The sequence below is a fragment of the Actinoplanes solisilvae genome, from assembly GCF_003999975.1.
Taxonomy (GTDB): Bacteria; Actinomycetota; Actinomycetes; order Mycobacteriales; family Micromonosporaceae; genus Actinoplanes; species Actinoplanes solisilvae.
On the sequence record NZ_RJAC01000007.1, the window covers coordinates 19,272 to 36,200 of the forward strand.

At 71.3% G+C, this 16,929-nt stretch carries 19 protein-coding genes; 9 read left to right on the forward strand and 10 right to left on the reverse strand.

Annotated elements, in window-relative coordinates; genetic code table 11:
- Positions 1-67: 67 nt before the first annotated feature.
- Entirely contained in the window at positions 68-271 is a 204-nt protein-coding gene (locus tag EER30_RS19620) for a helix-turn-helix transcriptional regulator (RefSeq protein ID WP_127501958.1), read from the reverse strand.
- A 120-nt stretch (positions 272-391) separates the two neighbouring features.
- Here EER30_RS19620 and EER30_RS47130 point away from each other — a divergent pair, with 120 nt between their 5' ends.
- Positions 392-1,036 (forward strand): helix-turn-helix transcriptional regulator, encoded by a 645-nt coding sequence (locus EER30_RS47130; protein ID WP_164842392.1) that lies wholly within the window; start codon positions 392-394, stop codon positions 1,034-1,036.
- Positions 1,023-2,174: a tyrosine-type recombinase/integrase gene (locus tag EER30_RS19625; protein ID WP_164842393.1), complete on the forward strand. Its 1,152-nt coding sequence runs from the start codon at positions 1,023-1,025 to the stop codon at positions 2,172-2,174. Before EER30_RS47130 ends, EER30_RS19625 begins: the two co-directional genes overlap by 14 nt.
- Positions 2,175-2,217: 43 nt before the next feature.
- Here the strand turns inward: EER30_RS19625 and EER30_RS19630 are convergent, their stop codons facing one another.
- The 4 genes from EER30_RS19630 to EER30_RS19645 form a co-directional block, all read right to left on the reverse strand.
- Positions 2,218-3,069 carry an ABC transporter permease gene (locus EER30_RS19630; protein ID WP_127501960.1) on the reverse strand — a complete coding sequence of 284 codons (852 nt, stop codon included), beginning with the start codon at positions 3,067-3,069 and terminating at the stop codon, positions 2,218-2,220.
- Positions 3,066-4,049: an ATP-binding cassette domain-containing protein gene (locus EER30_RS19635; RefSeq protein ID WP_127501961.1), complete on the reverse strand. Its 984-nt coding sequence runs from the start codon at positions 4,047-4,049 to the stop codon at positions 3,066-3,068. Before EER30_RS19635 ends, EER30_RS19630 begins: the two co-directional genes overlap by 4 nt.
- Positions 4,050-4,173: 124 nt before the next feature.
- Positions 4,174-4,623 (reverse strand): VOC family protein, encoded by a 450-nt coding sequence (locus EER30_RS19640; RefSeq protein WP_127501962.1) that lies wholly within the window; start codon positions 4,621-4,623, stop codon positions 4,174-4,176.
- A 92-nt stretch (positions 4,624-4,715) separates the two neighbouring features.
- On the reverse strand, positions 4,716-7,403 hold the full coding sequence (locus tag EER30_RS19645) for an ATP-binding protein (protein WP_127501963.1): 2,688 nt from the start codon (positions 7,401-7,403) through the stop codon (positions 4,716-4,718).
- 177 nt (positions 7,404-7,580) lie between these two features.
- On the opposite strand from EER30_RS19645, the gene EER30_RS19650 reads away from it, so the two are divergent.
- Positions 7,581-7,835: a hypothetical protein gene (locus EER30_RS19650; protein ID WP_127501964.1), complete on the forward strand. Its 255-nt coding sequence runs from the start codon at positions 7,581-7,583 to the stop codon at positions 7,833-7,835.
- Between the two features lie 3 nt (positions 7,836-7,838).
- Here the strand turns inward: EER30_RS19650 and EER30_RS19655 are convergent, their stop codons facing one another.
- A complete protein-coding gene (locus tag EER30_RS19655) occupies positions 7,839-8,348 on the reverse strand; it encodes a septum formation initiator (protein ID WP_127501965.1) in 510 nt (169 codons plus the stop codon).
- A gap of 102 nt (positions 8,349-8,450) precedes the next feature.
- Between EER30_RS19655 and EER30_RS19660 the strand changes: the two genes are divergently transcribed.
- From EER30_RS19660 to EER30_RS19670, 3 genes are read left to right on the forward strand one after another with little or no spacing between them, the layout of a single operon-like run.
- A complete protein-coding gene (locus tag EER30_RS19660; protein WP_127501966.1) occupies positions 8,451-9,134 on the forward strand; it encodes a response regulator transcription factor in 684 nt (227 codons plus the stop codon).
- Positions 9,131-10,399 (forward strand): sensor histidine kinase, encoded by a 1,269-nt coding sequence (locus EER30_RS19665; RefSeq protein ID WP_127501967.1) that lies wholly within the window; start codon positions 9,131-9,133, stop codon positions 10,397-10,399. Before EER30_RS19660 ends, EER30_RS19665 begins: the two co-directional genes overlap by 4 nt.
- 16 nt (positions 10,400-10,415) lie before the next feature.
- Positions 10,416-11,036 carry a PepSY domain-containing protein gene (locus tag EER30_RS19670; protein WP_127501968.1) on the forward strand — a complete coding sequence of 207 codons (621 nt, stop codon included), beginning with the start codon at positions 10,416-10,418 and terminating at the stop codon, positions 11,034-11,036.
- 45 nt (positions 11,037-11,081) lie between these two features.
- On the opposite strand, the gene EER30_RS19675 is transcribed toward EER30_RS19670, so the two are convergent.
- The gene (locus EER30_RS19675) at positions 11,082-11,549 is read right to left on the reverse strand and encodes a GNAT family N-acetyltransferase (RefSeq protein WP_127502221.1); all 468 of its coding nucleotides are present in this window, start codon (positions 11,547-11,549) and stop codon (positions 11,082-11,084) included.
- Positions 11,550-12,370: 821 nt separating this feature from the next.
- Here EER30_RS19675 and EER30_RS19680 point away from each other — a divergent pair.
- Together EER30_RS19680 and EER30_RS19685 are read left to right on the forward strand one after the other, a co-directional pair.
- A complete protein-coding gene (locus EER30_RS19680; RefSeq protein WP_127501969.1) occupies positions 12,371-12,709 on the forward strand; it encodes a hypothetical protein in 339 nt (112 codons plus the stop codon).
- Positions 12,710-12,784: 75 nt separating this feature from the next.
- Complete coding sequence (locus tag EER30_RS19685; protein ID WP_127501970.1) at positions 12,785-13,444, forward strand: hypothetical protein; 660 nt, start codon at positions 12,785-12,787, stop codon at positions 13,442-13,444.
- 120 nt (positions 13,445-13,564) lie between these two features.
- On the opposite strand, the gene EER30_RS19690 is transcribed toward EER30_RS19685, so the two are convergent.
- Entirely contained in the window at positions 13,565-14,437 is an 873-nt protein-coding gene (locus EER30_RS19690) for an alpha/beta fold hydrolase (RefSeq protein ID WP_240670158.1), read from the reverse strand.
- Between the two features lie 79 nt (positions 14,438-14,516).
- Here EER30_RS19690 and EER30_RS19695 point away from each other — a divergent pair, with 79 nt between their 5' ends.
- Positions 14,517-15,176: a TetR/AcrR family transcriptional regulator gene (locus EER30_RS19695; RefSeq protein ID WP_127501972.1), complete on the forward strand. Its 660-nt coding sequence runs from the start codon at positions 14,517-14,519 to the stop codon at positions 15,174-15,176.
- Here the strand turns inward: EER30_RS19695 and EER30_RS19700 are convergent, their stop codons facing one another.
- Both EER30_RS19700 and EER30_RS19705 read right to left on the reverse strand, forming a co-directional pair.
- Positions 15,177-16,247 (reverse strand): hypothetical protein, encoded by a 1,071-nt coding sequence (locus tag EER30_RS19700; protein WP_127501973.1) that lies wholly within the window; start codon positions 16,245-16,247, stop codon positions 15,177-15,179.
- Positions 16,247-16,639 (reverse strand): YbjN domain-containing protein, encoded by a 393-nt coding sequence (locus EER30_RS19705; RefSeq protein ID WP_127501974.1) that lies wholly within the window; start codon positions 16,637-16,639, stop codon positions 16,247-16,249. Before EER30_RS19705 ends, EER30_RS19700 begins: the two co-directional genes overlap by 1 nt.
- Positions 16,640-16,929 lie beyond the last annotated feature (290 nt).

The following is a 16,929-nucleotide window of genomic DNA, read 5'->3' on the forward strand; positions in this document are numbered from 1 at the left end:
CGGTCCTGTCGGGGGCCGTCCTGCTCGTCATCGGGCGGCACGAGCGCCCCCGTTGCTGTCGCTCATGTCAGGCGACCGCCGACTCCCGATCCAGCCACTCCTCCACGTCGGACCACCGGTAGCGCACGAGGTGGTTTGCCAGCTTCCGGTACGCCGGTCCTGTCCCGAGGTAGCGCCACTGGCGCAGGCGTGACTCTGGGACGGCGAGGAAATCCGCCACCTCTTGCGGCGTGGCCAATGGCCGGGGGGCCTGCACTTTCTGCACAGCCATGCGTGCTCCTAAATCACAGAACGTGCCACAGGATGTCGTAAACGATCATGCCGCGTCACCTGGCGTTGTGTCCAGTGATGGCGTAACGTGCTTTTCGATGTCGCTCACAGGGGAGATTAAATGGAATCGACGGAGTTCTTCGCCCGACAGGTGAAGGCCTACCGGAAAGATCGTGACTGGACCCAGCCGCAGCTCGCCGACCGCTGCAAGGCCGCCGGGCTGGACTGGGACCGCTCGATCGTGGCCAACGTGGAAGGCAACCGTCGTTCGTCAATCGCGGTGCACGAGGTCTTCACGCTGGCGCGCGTCTTCGACGTACCCCCCGCGCTGCTGCTGTTTCCGCTCAAGTCCGGCGAGCCGATCGAACTAGTTAAGGGCGAGGCCCTCCAGCCTGGGCTCGCACTGAGGTGGTTCAACGGCGAGGACGACCTGGCCGCCGACACCAATTCGACGTATCGCCATTACGCGAGCACGGTGGAGGTCTACGGCAGGCTGAGTCGCGCGTTTGAGACCGTGCTCGGTGAGCGCGGCAACATCGATGCTCAAGTGGCAGTCCACGGTGAGGGCTCCCCAACGGCCGTCGCTGGCCGCGCACGCTATGCCGAGGGACTGGCCGGGCTCCGAAACCTCCTGCAGTACATGGCTGACCTTGGGGTCCAGCCGCCGCCGCTGCCCCGGTGGGTGTTCGACGATGCTGCCCGCTTCGGCAGTCCGCTGCCAAAGTTGGTCCCAGTGGAGCCGGAGGCCGACGATGGCGAGCGTTGAGAAGGATGTCAGCCGGGCGAAGACTCCGTGGGTCGTCCGGTGGCGCGACGAGGCGGGCAAGCAGCGCAAGCGCGGATTCGCACGCAAGGTCGACGCCGACCGCTTCCGCGCGGAGGTCGAGCACAGCCTGAACGCTGGCACGTACCGCGATCCGGCTGCTGGCCGCGTGGCCTTCGAGCCGTACGCCGAGCAATGGCGTCGGGCCCAGCCGCACCGGCCGAACACCGCGTCACGGACCGAGTCCGGCCTCCGTAAGCATGCGTACCCCGCCTTCGGTACCCGGCCGATCTCGTCGATCCGCGAGAGCCAGCTGCAGGCGTGGGTCACCGGATTGCCGCTGGCGCCGTCGTCGGTGCGGACGCAGTGGTCAAGCGTGCGGGCCGTCTTCGCCGCGGCGAAGCGGGACCGCATCATCACGATCGACCCGACCGAGGGCGTGAAGCTTCCCGAACTGGACATCGTCGAGATAGTGCCGCTGCTGGTCGAGCAGGTCGACGCGCTCGCCGAAGCCGTGCCCGGTCGCTACCGCGCCCTGGTCGAGGCGGACGCCGGCAGCGGCCTACGCCAGGGCGAGGCCTTCGGCCTCGAGGTGCCGCACGTCGACTTCCTCCGCGGCACGATCAAGGTGCAGCAGCAGATCCAGCCGGCCACCGGCCACCGGGTCGAGATCTGCAAGCCGAAGAACCGGCACAGCGTCCGCACAGTCCCGGTCGGCCGGGTCGTCACCGATGCGCTCGCTCGGCACCTCGCGGCGTACCCGGCCCGCGACCTTCAGGTGGTCGACACAACCGGCCGCCACCCGGTCACGCGGCCGGCCCGGCTGATCTTCACGACCGAGCGTGGCCTACCGCTGCATCGCGGCGAGTTCAACGAGCGAATCTGGGGCCCTGCAAGGGAATCGGCCGGACTGCCCGGTGCGGGCATGCACGACTTGAGGCACTTCTTCGCCTCGCTGCTGATCCGTGCCGGCCTCTCGCCGAAGGTGGTGGCGAAGTTGCTCGGGCACGCGAACGCGGCGATGACCCTGAACGTCTACAGCCACCTCTGGCCGGACGACGAGGACCGATCCCGTGAGGCCGTGGACGCGGTGCTGCTCCGCTCTGATGTGCCCATCCTGCGCCCAAAGCGGGAGGCGTGACCGATGAAACAGCAGGTCAACGCCCCCGCGAGAGGCCCACCGCTCACTTGCGGTTGTAGAGGCGCATGGTCAGGGTGCCGAAGACGAGGATCAGCAGGGCGCTGGCGATCAGCGTCCACATCATCTCGGTCATGTCCGGGGTGCCGGCCATGATGGAGCGGATCGCGGTGACCAGGTGGGAGATGGGGTTCACCTCGACGAAGGCCTGCAGCCAGCCGGGCATCGTGCGCGGGTCGACGAAGACGTTGCTCAGGAACGTCAGCGGGAACAGGACCAGCATGCTGACGCCCATGACGGATTTCTCGGAGCGCAGGAACAGACCGAACATCGTCCAGATCCACGAGAACGCGAACGAGAAGACGACCAGCAGGGCGATGCCGCCGACGACGCCCAGGAAGCCGCCCCCGGGACGGAAACCGAGGATCAGACCGACGATCATGATGGTGGTCGCGGCCAGGATGTAGCGCAGGACGTCGCCGAAGATCATGCCGACCAGGGCGGCGGGGCGCCACACGGGCAGGGTGCGGAAGCGGTCGAAGACGCCCTTCTCGATGTCGGTGTTGAGGCCGACGCCGGTATACATCGTGATCATGACGACGCTGGTGACCATGATGCCGGGCAGGAAGAACTGCAGATATTCGCGAGTGGAACCGGCCAGGGCGCCGCCGAACAGGTACGTGAACATCAGCGTCATGATGATCGGGAAGGCGGTCACGTCGAACAGCTGCTCGGGAACGTGCTTGATCTTCAGGATCGCGCGCCAGCCGAACGTCGTCGACGCGGACAAGGCGCTCGGGCGGCGGGGCCGCTCGCCGCGGGTCAGCACGGCGCTCAGCGTCTCGCGCGAGGGCGCATAGGCGGTGACGGCCTCGGGAGTCACGGTCGTGGTAGTCATGCGACGGCCTCCTCAGCAGGCTGCGTGGGACGGTCGGTCAGGGCCAGGAACACCTCGTCGAGACTGGGCTGCCCCAGCGAGAAGTCGTCGACGACGATGCCGGCCGACGCGAGCTGGGCCAGCGCGCGCGAGGCCAGCTCGGCCGCCCCGCGCTCGGAGCCGCCCGCTTCGGCCCGCGCGGTGAGCGCGACCGGGTCGGACCCCTGCTGCACCGTCGTGCGGAGTGCGGCGGCCAGCACCCGTTCGGCCTCGGGACGCTGGGCCGCGTCACGCAGGCGCACGTGGACCGTGCCCGCGCCGATCGACGACTTCAGCTCGCCCGGCGTGCCCTCGGCGATCACCCGCCCGTGGTCGATGACCGCGATGCGGCCCGCGAGCTGGTCGGCCTCGTCGAGGTATTGCGTGGTCAGCAGGACCGTCGTGCCGTTGGCGACGACGATGCGCACGATGTCCCACACCTGGTTGCGGCTGCGCGGGTCGAGGCCCGTCGTCGGCTCGTCGAGGAAGAGCAGGTCGGGCGTGTTGAGGATGCTGGCGCCGATGTCGATGCGCCGCCGCATGCCGCCGGAGTATTTCTTGACCTGCCGGTCGGCCGCGTCGGTGAGCCCGAACGCGGCCAGCAGCTGGGCCGCCCGCTCGCGGGCCTGCGGTTTCGAGTAGCCGAGCAAGCGCGCGAGGAGCACGAGGTTCTCGGAGCCGGTGAGGTCTTCGTCGACCGACGCGTATTGCCCGGTCAGGCTCACCCGGCTGCGCACGGCATCGGCTTCCCGCACGACGTCGTGGCCGAACACGCGGGCTGTGCCGCCGTCGGGGCGCAGCAGGGTGGCGAGCATGCGGACCACCGTGGTCTTGCCCGCGCCGTTCGGCCCGAGCAGGCCGTAGACCGTGCCGGGCGGGACGGTCAGATCGACCCCGTCGACCGCTCTGTTGTCTCCGAACGTCTTGATCAGACCGGCTGTTTCGATGGCCGGTGAGTTCATGGCTCGTCCCTCCGTTGGGCGTAGGCCACATCCTCGCGCGAGGGTATGACAATTCTTATGACTCCGCTTCACGCTCCAACTCATCGGCGGGCAGGTCGCGTTTTCGGCTCAAACACGCGTGTTCCTATCGGCCGGCCAGCCGCTCGGTTACTTCTTGCAGCAAGAAACCGTTGCCGTCCGGATCATGGAAAGAGGCGAAGGACCCGTACGATCGACGCCCGGGGTAGAGGCCCGGGACCCGCTTCTCGTCCCCCGCGTGGTGGAACACGCCCTCCGCGTCGTGGAAGATCTCGCTGACCTCGACGCCGCGCGAGACGAGGTCGGCGCGCGCCTGTTCGATGTCGCCCACCACGAGGTGCAGGTTCTCGGCCGAACCGGGCGCGGCGTGGCCGATGCCCGAGCCGACGACGATCGAGCAGTTCGAGCCGGGCGGGGTGAAGTGCACGACCCGGAAGCCGCCGCCGTCGCCGTAGTCGAGGTCCTCGCGGAAACCGATCCGCTGGTAGAACTCCTTGGCCCGCTCGACGTCGGAGACCGGCAGCACCACCAGTTCGAGCTTGTACTCGACCACCATCAACCCACTCCTCCACGCGCTGTCGCGGCCTTCACGATCGCGCGCCGGAGATCGTCATCGCCCCAGGGACCTCCCTGGGCCGACCACTGGGGTCACAGGCGAAGCTCGCGCCGGGACGCGATGCCGAGCTTGGCGAAGATCTTGCGCAGGTGCCATTCGACCGTACGGGGACTCAGGTACAGCTCCGCGGCGATCTCGGCGTTCGTGCGGCCCCGTTCGGCGAGCTGGGCGATCTGCGCCTCCTGCGCGGTCAGCTCCTCGGGGTTCGCCGTGGCCCGCTTACGCACGGTCTCGCCGGTCGCCAGCAGTTCCCGCCCGGCCCTCTCGGCGAACGCCTCGGCGCCCATCGCGCTCAGGGTGTCGTATGCGACCCGCAGTTCACCCCGGGCTTCGGCGCGCCGGTTCTCGCGCCGCAGCCACTCGCCGAAGCAGAGACGCGCCCGCGCCTGCAGCAGCCCCACGTGCCCCTCACCGAGGTGTTTGATCGCCGCCCGGTAGTTCTCCTCGGGCTGCAGCCCCACCAGCGCGTCGGCGAACGCCTGTGCCCCCAGTGCCCACGGCGTGCCGGCCGCCGACGTGCGTTCCCGCAGCCGCTCGCCCGCCTCGGCCGCGACCGCCGGCAGCCCCGACCGTGCCGCCGCCTCGACCGTCTCGCTCAGCGCCCAGCTGTAGACGCCCAGGTCACGATGCTTGGTGGCCTGCCGTGCCGCCGCCAGCGCCTCGTCATAGCGCCCGAGACCGTTGCCGAGAACAGCCCGGGTGTACGCGGCGATGCCCAGCAACCGGCCGATGCCGCGTGGCCGGGCCTCGCGCTCGGCGGCCTCGATGCGTTCCCGGGCCTCTTTCTCCCGGCCGCGGTGCGCCGCCAGGATCATGCCGGTGCTGAGGTGGGTGCCCGCCAGCCCGGCGACCTGCCCGCTCGCGACGGCCTCGTCGAGCAGCTCGTCGGCCTCGGTGAACCGGCCCTCGAAGACCAGCGCGCCGGCCCGGTAGCTCAGCGCGCCCGGCAACAGCGACAACGCACCCGCCTCCCGGGCGAAACGCACGGCCCAGCCGCTGATCCGGTGCCACGTACGGTCGTCGTAGACCTCGATCGCCGTCATCGTGACCGACCACGCCATGTCGAGGTCGTCGTCGGAGCTGATCGCGTTCAGCGCGCGGGCCAGGTGGGGGACGCTGGGCACGTAGCCGTCGAGCGCCCACGAGCTCAGCGCGGCCAGCATGCGCCCGGCCGGCTCGGAGCCGGACGGCAGCGCCCGCGCGGCCTCCGCGATGTGCCTCAGGTCGCCCGGGCCCGCGAGTCGCCCGGCGTGCAGGGCGGCGCCGAGCGTGGCCAGGTAGGTCTCGCGGGCCGCACGGCCGTCCAGACCGGCGAGCGCACCGGCCGCCGCGAGCAGCGGGGCCACGCAGTCCTGCCCGGGGTTGAGCACGAAGGCGGCCGTGGCCCGCAGCCGGGCCGCGTCGGCGCGCTGCAGCTCGTCGAGCGGGCCCAGCTCGGCCGCGGCCAGCAGGTCGGGCACGAGCGCGGGCGACCCGGCGCGCAACCGGGCTCCGGCCGCGGCCAGGGCGCGTCCGGCCCGTGCCCCGGGGTCGGGGGTGAGGGCGGCCGACCGTTCCAGGAAGGCGGCCGCCGCGGACCGGCCGCCCCGCGACAGGGCCCGTCCGGCGGACTGCTCCAGCTCGCTCGCCACGTCTTCGTCGGGGCCCAGGGTGGCGTGGGCGCGGTGCCAGGCGTGGCGGTCGGGGTCGACGGCCGGGTCGATCGCGTCGGCGAGGGCGGCGTGCACACGGCTCAGCTCGGCGGCATCGGCGCAGCGCCAGGTCGCGGAGCGTACGAGGGGATGGCGGAACCGCACCCGGGCGCCCATCTCGAGCAGGCCCTCCTGCTCGGCCGGGGCCGCCGCCTCGGGACCGACCCCGAGCGTGCCCAGCGCGCGCCACAGCAGCAGCACGTCGCCGACCGGTTCGACGGCCGCGGTCAGCAGGAGCGTACGGGTGGGGTCGGGCAGGGTCTCGATGCGGCGACGGAAGCCGTCCTCGACCCGGCCGGTCAGCGGCGCGGCGCCGTAGCCGCCGAACCCGAACGCGAGCTCGGCGGCGGACAGGCCACGCGGCAGCTCCAGGAGGGCGAGAGGGTTCCCCCGGGTCTCGGCGACGATGCGATCCCGTACGCGGGAATCCACCGGCCCGGTGAGCACCGAGTCGAGCAGGGCGCGTGCGTCGGCCTCGGGCAGACCGTCGAGCCGCAGCTCGGGCAGGCCGCCGAGAATCTGTTCGTCGCCGGGGCTGCGGGCGCTGAGCACCATCGCGACCGACTCGGCGCTCAGCCGGCGGGCCACGAACGTCAGGATCAGCGCGGACTGCCGGTCGAGCCACTGCACGTCGTCGACCACGCAGAGCAGCGGCCGGGCGGCGGCGGCCTCGGCGAACAGGCCCAGCACGGCCATGCCGAGCGGCAGCAGCTCGGGCGGGTTGCCCGCGCTCAGCCCGAAAGCGGTCGACAGGGCCGAGCGCTGGGCCGGCGGAAGGTCATCGAGGTGCGGCAGCAGGGGAACACAGAGGTGCTGAAGGGCGGAGTACGAGATCTCGGCCTCGGGCTCGACGCCGGCGACCCGCACGACGCGCAGACCCGCCGTGAGGCCGTGCCCGGTGAGGTGGTCGAGCAGGGCCGTCTTGCCGATGCCGGCCTCGCCGCGCAGCACCAGGACCCGGCTGTGACCCTCGCGCACGTCCCGCAGCAGACGCCCGAGAGTGTCCTTTTCCCGCTGTCGTCCCCGCATGTGTCTCCCTCCGCGGCGGCACCGTACCCCGCAGGTCACAGCGGCTATGCGGACCCGTAACGAGGCTCACGCCTCAACTTTGGTGAAGATCTTTCGAACTTTCGGGCGCTTCCGCGACGTACAGTGCGATCGGGAGCATGTGTGCCCGACCTTTGCCCGACTAGGAGGTCGATCGGGATGAGCACCGAGGACAAGCGCAGGGAGTTCGACGACATAGTCGCCCGCCTGACCACGGACTACCCCACGCTGACCCGACAGCCCTGGCCCCGGTGGCCACGCCCGGTGCTGATCGCCGTGCTGGCGGTCGCCGGTGTCGTCTGGGGGCTGCTCTCGGTGGCGATGGTCGCCTGGGGTCTGCGCGGCTTCGCGCTCACCTGCGCGGTCGTCACCGTCGCGGCGTTCGCCGCGGTCCTCGACGCGCGAAAGCGCTAGCGCCTAGTCGTCCCCGCCGCCGTGCTTCGGCTCGACGACGGGGACGCCGCCACGGCAGAAGAACTTGAGCTCGACGCGGCCGTCGGCGCCCTCGAAGCGCACCTCGACGTCGTCGTCCGGGCCCCGGTCGTAGTCGCGTGCCTGATAGCCGGGGTGGGGTGACCAGCTGTCCAGGAACGCCAGGTCGCCGGGCTCGCAGTGCACCGTGGCCGTGCCACCGGCGCTGGTGAACGACGTGCCGCTATTTGTCGGTTTTGCGCTGGTCGGCCCCTGAACCGGCGGCGGGGTCGATGCCTGGGCCGGGGCCTGCGAAGGCGTCGGCTGCGTGGTGGCCGGGGTCGCGGCGGCCAGTGCTCGCGCCACCTCCGCCTCACTGCGCACGCCGCCCGGCGTGCTGGTCAGGCTGTCGCCCACCAGCCGGATGCCGATCAGCCCCGCGAGGGTCGCGATCAGGGCCGCCGCCAGCCACCCGGCGCCGACGACCAGGGCCCGCGGAGGCTTCAGCGACTGCATGACCCGAAACTATGCCGCAGAGCCGGCTAAGACTGTCCCGCCCCCGCGCTAAGGGAAGGTAAAGAAGCAGGTACGCCGTCCCGCACGGATTACCCTCGGCGAATGGCCCGGCTGCTGTTGATCGAGGACGACGCGACGATCCGTACGCCCCTGATGCGCGCCCTCAAGGAGCGCGGTCACGCCGTAGCCTCGGTCGGCACCGCGATGGAGGGTGTGCAGTCCGCCCTCACCGACCGGCCTGACCTGGTCGTACTCGATCTGGGTCTGCCCGATCTCGACGGCCGCGAGGTGCTGCGCATGCTTCGGGCGGTCAGCCAGGTGCCGGTGATCGTGGCCACCGCCCGTGACGACGAGACCGAGATCGTCCGGGTCCTGGACGCGGGCGCCGACGACTACGTGGTCAAGCCGTTCACGGCCGCGCAGCTCGAGTCGCGCATCCGGGCCGTGCTGCGCCGCGGCGCCACCCCGAACGTCAACCCCAGCATCACGGTCGGCGAGCTGGTCATCGACCCGGCGAGCCGGCAGGTGCGGCTGGCGGGCGAGAGCGTCGAGCTGACCCCGCGCGAGTTCGACCTGCTGCACCACCTGGCGACCCGCGCCGGACAGGTGGTCACCAAACGCGAGCTGCTGACCGAGGTGTGGCAGATTCCCTACGGCGGCGCCGACAAGACCGTCGACGTGCACCTGTCGTGGCTGCGGCGCAAGCTCGGCGAGAACGCGACCACCCCGCGATACCTGCACACCGTACGGGGTGTCGGGGTTCGGTTGGGTGAGCCGCAGCAGTGAGGAGCCGCCTGACACTGCTGGTGCTGGCCACCACGAGCCTCATGATCATCGCGTTTCTGGTGCCGCTCGTGCTGCTGCTGCGCCAGGTGGCCGAGGACAGGGCGACCGTGCGCGCGACCGCCGACGTGCAAAGCCTGGTCGCCGCCGTCGGCACGGCCGACCCGGCCAGCCTGCAGCAGACCGTCGAGCAGTTCGCCGCCACCTCGCCCCGGCCGGTCACCGTCTTCCTGAGGAACGGCACGGTGCTCGGTATCCCGCAGACCCGTACGCCGGCCGTCGAGCTGGCCAGCCTCGGCCAGGAGAGTCTGACCGTCGAATCGGACGGCGGCGGGCGCGAGATCGTCGTCGCCGTGCAGGGCAGACCCGAGGGCACGGCGGTCATCCGTACGGTGGTCTCGCCCGCCGAGAGCGGCGCCGGCGTGGCTAGGTCGTGGGGGATCCTGTTCGGGCTGGGCGCGCTGCTGGTGGCCCTGGGCGTGTTCGTCGCCGACCGGGTCGCCCGCAACCTCGTACGCCCGATCACCGACCTCTCCGACGTCTCGCACCGCCTCGCCAACGCCGAGCTGACCGCCCGCGCCTCGCCCGAAGGACCCGCCGAGCTGCGCGAGGTCGCCGGGGCGCTGAACCAGCTGGCCGGACGCATCCAGGAGCTGCTGCGCGCCGAACGGGAGCAGGTGGCGGATCTGTCCCATCGGCTGCGGACCCCGTTGACCGCGCTGCGGCTGGAGGCCGAGGGTCTTCGCGACCCGGACGAGAGCGCTCGGCTGAGCGGCGCCGCAGATGCCCTGGAGCGGGCGGTGAGCGGCATCATCCAGCAGGCCCGCCGTCGTGGTGACGAGCCGCAGCAGTGCGACGCGTCGGTGGTGGTGGCCGAGCGGGCGGCGTTCTGGGCGGTGCTGGCCGAGGACACCGGCCGCGAGATGACGGTCGACCTCGTGCCGGGCCCGCAGCCGGTCGCCGTGTCGGCCGACGAACTGGCGGCGGCGGTCGACGCCCTGCTGGGCAACGTTTTCGCCCACACCCCCGAGGAGACCCCCTTCTCCGTACGGTTGTCAGCCTCGCCATCGGGCGGTGTGCTGCTGACCATCGCCGACCGCGGGCCCGGGATGCCGGCCGGGCTGGTCACCCGGGGAGCGAGCGGCGGCGACTCGACCGGGCTGGGGCTGGACATCGCCCGCCGCGCGGCCCAGGCGACCGGCGGTCGTCTCGACATCACCGGCGGCGCGGAGGGCTCGGTCGTGACGATGGTGCTCGGGCAGCCTTAACCCCGCTTTATCGATCATGCAGCGCGGCGCTATCCCGGACGGCGCGATGCTCCAGGCATCGGATCGCAACACCGACCTGGAGGATCCCATGAAGCGCTCGTACATGATCGCCGCCGCGATCGGGGCCGCCGCCGTCATCGCCGTCACCGGCACCGCCCTGGCCGCCGCCGACGACAGCTCGACCCCGACGGCCGGCCCGACGTCAACAGCCAGCCCGTCCGACGACAGCGCCACCCCCACCGACGACAGCGCGACCCCTACCGATGACAGCTCGAGTCCGCCTTCGTCCGATCCCACGGAATCGCCGTTGCCGTTCGAGACGGTCGAGCCCGGCTCGGTGACGCCGACGCCGCGCAGCAGCAGCTCGGCGACGTCCGGCCTGGGCAGCCCCGCCACCAGCTCGGTCAGCGCCGAGCAGGCCCGGGCGAAGGCGCTGTCGGTGGTCGGCGGCGGCCGGGTGACGAAGGTCGAGGCGGAGACCGAACACGGCCGTCCCGTGTGGGAGGTCGAGGTCATCCACAAGGGAATCGAGCACGACCTCGACATCGACCGCAGGACCGGCGCGGTCACCGACCACGACCGCGACCACGATGACGACGGCCGGGGCCGGGGCCACGGCGGCCACGACGACGACTGACCGCCAGAGGGGTGGCCGGGTCCACGGGACCCGGCCCACTGTGGCCTACCGTTGCCGTTCGGCGGTGTACCAGTACGCGCCGGCCGTCGTGCGGGTCCGCGCGAACCCCGATTTCTCCAGCACGCGGTGAGAAGCGACGTTGTCGCGGTCCGGGTCGGCGTCAAGCCTGTGTACGTCGTCCCGGGCGAACGCGAACGCGGCGATCGCCCGCAGCGCCTCGGTCGCGTACCCGGCGCCCCTCGCCGACGGTACCAACCCGTACCCGATCATCGCCGTGCCGGCCGTGTCGGGCGCCCCGAAGAAGCCGATCGTGCCCACCGCCAGTCCGGTGGAACGCTCCACGATCGCGTAGCAGCCGAACACCGGGTCGTAGTGGCGGAGCGCCATCCGTGCGGCATCCCGGTCGTCATCGCGCGGGAAGCCCGCACTCCACCGCTGCCCGTCGCGCTCGTCCTCGGCGACCGCCCGCAGCGCGGCCTCATCGAGCGGTCGCAGTTCGAGCCTGTCCGTCATGATCACGGCCTGGAGCCTAGAGCCTCCGGGGTCGAGGTCTGCCCTGGCGGAACCCCGGTGCCGGCGTCCGGTTCGCGTAGCCGTTCCCCGAGGCCCAGACCGCCTCACCCATGACGGCCGGTCGCGGTGACTGGTTGGTCGCGCAGGCCTTCCGGGCCGGCCGCCGTCGTGGGTACCGCGGCCGGTTGCGGTGATCGGCTGGTCGCGCAGGCTATCCAGGCCGGCCGCCGTTGTGGGTGTCGCACTGGTGCGGCCGGTCGCGGTGACCGGTTGGCTCGCCGCCGTGCCTGATACCAGGAAGCAGGGCTCTCCCCGGCTTGATCGTTGAGCTGATCCTTGATGCAGGGGCCTCGATCGCGTTCCAGGGGCCTGAAACCAGGATCTCGGATCGATCATGGGCGGGGAGGGGCCTGTATTCCTGGCCTTGGGAACTGTCATCCAGCTTGACCGCTTGTCAGCGCAACGGGCGGCGCCGCGCGGCACCACGACGCCGGCCTGCCTGGAAGCCTCAGTGACCACCCTGCCGACGCGACCGGCCACGGAAAGCGGATGACCGGCCCTGGCCGAATCCCCGGCCCTGGCCGAATCTCCGACCCGGGATAGCCGAGGGCTGACCTACGCGGCAATGCTGTCTGCCGCCGATCTCGACCCTGGCCCCGGGGCCGACCTCGGCTCAGCCGTGCCGGCGCCACCGTCTGAAAGACTGATCACGCTCGCTTGCCGGATCCGCGCAACGGCGGCGACCCGCGCGACCGGCTCGACAACCGGTGGCGTCTCTGGGTGCGTGATGTCCAGCGCGGATGTCGCGGGGGAGGGCTGGTTTGGAGGAGCAGGATTTCTGGGTGCGGCTGGAGTATCGGATCTCGGCCGAGTTCACCGGATTCGACGACAAACAGCTGAGGTGGTTCTGGTGTGACGGCCTGATCCCCGAGGAGTACGACCTGGCCGGCTCGGCGCCGAGCATCCGGGGCCGCGCATGGTGTGGTGCGGACGGGCAGGATCGCTGGCGCTTCACGTTGATTCTCGCGCCCGGAACCGGTACGCGTGAGCGCATCGACTGGCCGGCGCTGTTGCCCGGCGACCGGCTGACCGGATGGCTGTCACCCGACCCGGAGGCCCGAACCATGATCATTGACCCGTCGAGCGCGTATCCAGACTGAACATCGATACCGCCGCCGCACATACCACTGGCGTCCGACCAATAGGCTGAAGATCCTTTGACGTTAGAGGTGGGCGTGGAACGAACCGATCTGATCGTCCCGGCGGAGGTCGTTCCTCGCCTGGTGATTCCGCCGCTGGCCATCACCACCGGGGCGGAGGACCCGGAGTGGGTCGAGGTGCCGCTGGGGCGTTGGCGGTTTCAGCGCACGCCGTCGCTGCGCCTTCCGATGGATTCCGCCAGCGCCAAGGCCGTACGCCGCTGGATGCGGTATGCGCCCTGGTCACCGGTGCCGATCGTCGTCGCCCTCGGCGCCTGGGTCGTAGGGAGTCTCGTCGACCTGTCCGGTGCCGCGTTCCAGGTGCTACTCGTGGTCGTGGCCGCCACCGCGGTCTCGTCCCTGCTGCGCGGCCAAGGGTTGCCGGACCAGACGCCGGACCGTTCCCGCTCGGGCGACCTGCGCGTGCCGCGCGTTCCGTTGACGGTCGCGATGGATTGGGTCGCCGGTAACCCGGGCGTGAGCATCTCCGACGATCCCGCGCCCCGCCCGTACAGCCGGCGGTTCTCCACGACCTGGGCGGTGGCCCTTCTTGTGGCGGCGATCGGGCTTGGTTGGACGTTGACCGCCGACCATCGCGAGAACCCGGTTCTGCTGTGGCAGCTCGACATCGCCCTGTTCGTCGGCGGGCTCGTCATGGCCTACAAGATCCAGCCCCCGGCCGCCGGAACGGACTGAGGTCAGCCGGCTACGGGGCCGGCTCGATCGTCCGCTACTCGCCCCACCTGGCGCCAGTCCGGTGATCCCGATGCCGGCGGGCACCATCGACCCAGGAAGAGTGAGGAGCGGGTCGCGGCGTCAGCCGGCCAGGGCCCGGATCTCGCGGACCACTGTGGGCCAGACCTCGCGGGGCAGGTCGTGGCCGGTGCCGGGTAGTTCGACGTAGCGCGCGCCGGGCACCGTCGCGGCGATGCGGCGGCCGGCGGCCGGGCGGATCAGCGGGTCCTGCGCGCCGTGCATGACCAGCGTGGGGGCGCGGAGCTCGCGCAGGCGGGGACCATGCCAGGTGGCGCTGGTCTGCCGGGCCTGGGCGCGGCTGTCGCGGACGCCGCTGGGCAGCCCGGCGGCGAGTTCGCGTTCCACGCGTCGGCGGGCGTCCTGCTCGTCGAACGGGTAGCCGGCCGAGGCGACCATCCGCAGCAGATTCATCCCGGCTGCGATGTCGCCGTCGCGGCCGGCGGGGTGGCGCATGCGGGCCAGGCGGGCCAGGAACGGCAGGTGCACGTACCGGAGGACGGCCGCGCCTCGCACGTCGCTGGGCACCGCGGCGTACGTGGTCAAGCTGTGGACCCGTGCGGGGTGGCGCAGCGCGGTGCGCTGGGCGACCAGGCCGCCCTGGGAGATGCCGAAGAGGTGGGCGCGCTGCCAGCCGAGGGCGTCGAGCACGGCCACGGTGTCGTCGGCCATGTCCTCGGCGGTGTAGGCGGGCGGCCGCCGCCGGAACAGCCCGGTCACCGGGTTGCCGGCCGGGGCGTCGTCGAAGTGGGTGGAGCCGCCGGAGTCGCGCCCGTCGAACGAGGCGACGCTGAAGCCGGCGTCGATGAGCGCGGCGACCAGGCCGTCGGGCCAGTAGAAACGCGAGACGCCCAGCCCCATGATCAACAGCAGCGGATCGCCGCCGGCGCCGCCGAGGTCGTCGACCGCGAGGTGAACGGAGCCGTTCGTGGCCATCTTTACCTCTTTGATTCGGGAACAGCGTTCGCGAACACCGTATCCAGAACGGTAAGCTCGGCGCAACGAGAGGGGTGGCATGGAGGCGGTGCCGGTATGGCTACGGGAACGGCGTACGGGAGTGGGCCGCCCGGCCGAGCGGTCTCGGTCGGAGGTGACCACTGCGGCGATCGCGCTGGCCGACCGCGAGGGTCTGGCCGCCGTTTCGATGCGCCGCGTCGCCGCCGAGCTGGGCACCGGGGCGGCGTCGCTCTACCGGTACGTCGACCGCCGCGACGACCTGCTCGACCTGATGACCGACGAGGTGGTGGCCGGTTATCAACTGCCGGCGCCCGGCGGTCCCTGGCTGCCGGGCCTGCTGGAGGTCTGCCGGCAGGGGCGCGAGCTGATGCGGCGGCACGGCTGGCTGCCCGAGCTGGTGCTCACCCGCTCGGCGCTCGGCCCGCACGGCACCGACCTGCTGGAGCACGTGCTGGCGCTCCTCGCCGAGCACCCGGCAAGCGTGGGCCGCAAGCTGGAGGCGTTCGCCGTCATGAACGCGCTCACCGCCGCGCTCACGCTCAACGAGCTCAACAACGACTCCGGTGCCCTGCAGCGTCAGGGCGCCTACCTGGCCCACACGGTCGCCGCGGGCCGCCACCCCCACCTGACGGCCGCGCTGACCGGTGGTTCACTGGAACCGGCACCACAGTTCGAGGACACGATGTCGCGGGTTCTGACCGGGCTGCTGGGAGATTGATCAGTCGATGCCGTAGATGCTCAGCTCCAGCGCGTCCGCCTGGTGGGCGACCTGATAGCAGTGCGCGGCCAGGTGTTTCGCTGACGCGCCGTCGAGCGGCGTGAACGACTGCGTGACGATCTCGGCGTTCCCGTTGACCCCAGCGACCAGCGCGACTCGACCATAACTCGACGCTCCGGCCAGCAGCCGCTCCGGTGTGAGCAGCGCCGACATCGGACCGACGCGCGCTTGGAGGCCGCAGAGTTCGACCCCTTCGGCGTACGGGTCGGCGCTGTCGACGACAAAGACTTGGACCTTGTGCGTACGACCCTCAGGCAGCGGAACCGTGACCTCGTAGTGCCCGTCGCCCTTCGCCCACTCGGCGCCGAGGAGGTGCGCGAGGCCCCGTACGCGGTCCTTGAGGCCTTTGGTCCGGCCCTTGACCTGCGGCGGAACCGCGCGAGGGTCGGGGGCCGACGGGACGGGGGTGTCGGTGAGCAGCCAGCGCTCGATCAGGTTGTCGAGGCCGTTGTCCGCGTCGAGGAAGTCGACGGCGCGGTCGAGCGTCACCGGGCGGCCCCAGCCGGCCACGAGCGGACGACCGCCGAGGGCAGCACGCCAGGCCGCCGCGTGCGCGCCGACGTAGCAGGCGCCGAGGACGGCCAGCCGCAGGTCGGGGGAGGCCGTCGCCGGGTCGAGGTCGCCCGGCGAGACCAGGTCGCCGTCGCAGCACTGCAGGCTGCCGTCCTCGCCGCCGTGCGAACTCCAGTAGAAGCCCGCGGTGCCCTCGGCGGCCACGGCCTCGAGCAGGTCGCTGCGGATGGCCTGCTGGTCGACAACGACGGTGTAGCCGGCTTCGCGCAGGACGGCGATGTCGTCGTCGATGTGGGCGAGTTCAGCGGCCAGCATGGAACGGTCCTGCTCGCTGGCCGTCCGATAGCCGAACAGGAACAGGAACGTCTTGCCGTCACCCGGCCCGGCGCCGGTCGGGGCGTGCACGACGCGCTTGGCCGGGTCGTCGCCGCGGGCGTCGGGGGACCAGTGCTTGATGCCCGGCTTGGCGGCCGCCCAGTCGGCGGGGAGGCTGGTCATCAGTAGTCGTCCAGGGCGGTGTGGGCCTTCTCGAACTGGTCGGCGATCGCCGGGAGCACCTCGAGCGGAAGGGTGAACTCGTCCTGGTCGAGAGTGGCCAGTGGCGCCTGATAGGTCAGCATGTAGTCGCCGTCCTCGTCGAGCGCGAGCGCGCCGAGGGCCAGGTCGGCGTTGTGGCGCAGCGCCACCCGCGGGCTCATCTCCGACTCCTTGCAGACAAAGCTGCGATAGGCGACCCACTCCCGGTCGTACGCCTCGTAGCGGTTCACCAGGATCCGCTGCGAGCGGTCGTCCCCGGTCGGCAGAACCAGCGAGAACCAGTCATCGCCGTCGGTCGGCTCAAGCTCGTAGCGGGTCCGCGCGAACTCGCGCAACTCGTTCCAGGTCGGCATGCGCGCATTTATACAAGAGCCCCGGCCCGGGGTCGCGCGTGCCCCGAGAGTCGTTGCGTGCCAAGGCAACCATCCACCAGCCGCCGCCCGCACCGTGCGTGCGTCACGGCCTTTGCCCCCCAGCCCGCAGCCGCCGAAGCCGGAGCTCGATCACCCAGCGCATTCGAAAACCCGACGAGGCGTACGTCCACGGTTCGCTATTGAGCCGCCGGGAGATCCGAACCTACCTATCCTCCTAGGATGCTCTAGGCCGTGTGTGGTGCGGAACCGGGCAAGCGGATCATTGGCGC

Bases quoted from the DNA above. Each gene is read 5' to 3' on its own strand.
- EER30_RS19650 (WP_127501964.1), top strand. From the start codon at position 7,581: ATGAGCACCGAGGACAAGCGCAGGGAGTTCGACGACATAGTCGCCCGC.
- EER30_RS19670 (WP_127501968.1), top strand. From the start codon at position 10,416: ATGCAGCGCGGCGCTATCCCGGACGGCGCGATGCTCCAGGCATCGGAT.
- EER30_RS19630 (WP_127501960.1), bottom strand. From the start codon at position 3,069: ATGACTACCACGACCGTGACTCCCGAGGCCGTCACCGCCTATGCGCCC.
- EER30_RS47130 (WP_164842392.1), top strand. From the start codon at position 392: ATGGAATCGACGGAGTTCTTCGCCCGACAGGTGAAGGCCTACCGGAAA.
- EER30_RS19690 (WP_240670158.1), bottom strand. From the start codon at position 14,437: ATGGCCACGAACGGCTCCGTTCACCTCGCGGTCGACGACCTCGGCGGC.
- EER30_RS19700 (WP_127501973.1), bottom strand. From the start codon at position 16,247: ATGACCAGCCTCCCCGCCGACTGGGCGGCCGCCAAGCCGGGCATCAAG.
- EER30_RS19675 (WP_127502221.1), bottom strand. From the start codon at position 11,549: ATGACGGACAGGCTCGAACTGCGACCGCTCGATGAGGCCGCGCTGCGG.
- EER30_RS19620 (WP_127501958.1), bottom strand. From the start codon at position 271: ATGGCTGTGCAGAAAGTGCAGGCCCCCCGGCCATTGGCCACGCCGCAA.
- EER30_RS19625 (WP_164842393.1), top strand. From the start codon at position 1,023: ATGGCGAGCGTTGAGAAGGATGTCAGCCGGGCGAAGACTCCGTGGGTC.
- EER30_RS19635 (WP_127501961.1), bottom strand. From the start codon at position 4,049: ATGAACTCACCGGCCATCGAAACAGCCGGTCTGATCAAGACGTTCGGA.
- EER30_RS19655 (WP_127501965.1), bottom strand. From the start codon at position 8,348: ATGCAGTCGCTGAAGCCTCCGCGGGCCCTGGTCGTCGGCGCCGGGTGG.
- EER30_RS19645 (WP_127501963.1), bottom strand. From the start codon at position 7,403: ATGCGGGGACGACAGCGGGAAAAGGACACTCTCGGGCGTCTGCTGCGG.
- EER30_RS19695 (WP_127501972.1), top strand. From the start codon at position 14,517: ATGGAGGCGGTGCCGGTATGGCTACGGGAACGGCGTACGGGAGTGGGC.
- EER30_RS19640 (WP_127501962.1), bottom strand. From the start codon at position 4,623: ATGGTGGTCGAGTACAAGCTCGAACTGGTGGTGCTGCCGGTCTCCGAC.
- EER30_RS19705 (WP_127501974.1), bottom strand. From the start codon at position 16,639: ATGCCGACCTGGAACGAGTTGCGCGAGTTCGCGCGGACCCGCTACGAG.
- EER30_RS19660 (WP_127501966.1), top strand. From the start codon at position 8,451: ATGGCCCGGCTGCTGTTGATCGAGGACGACGCGACGATCCGTACGCCC.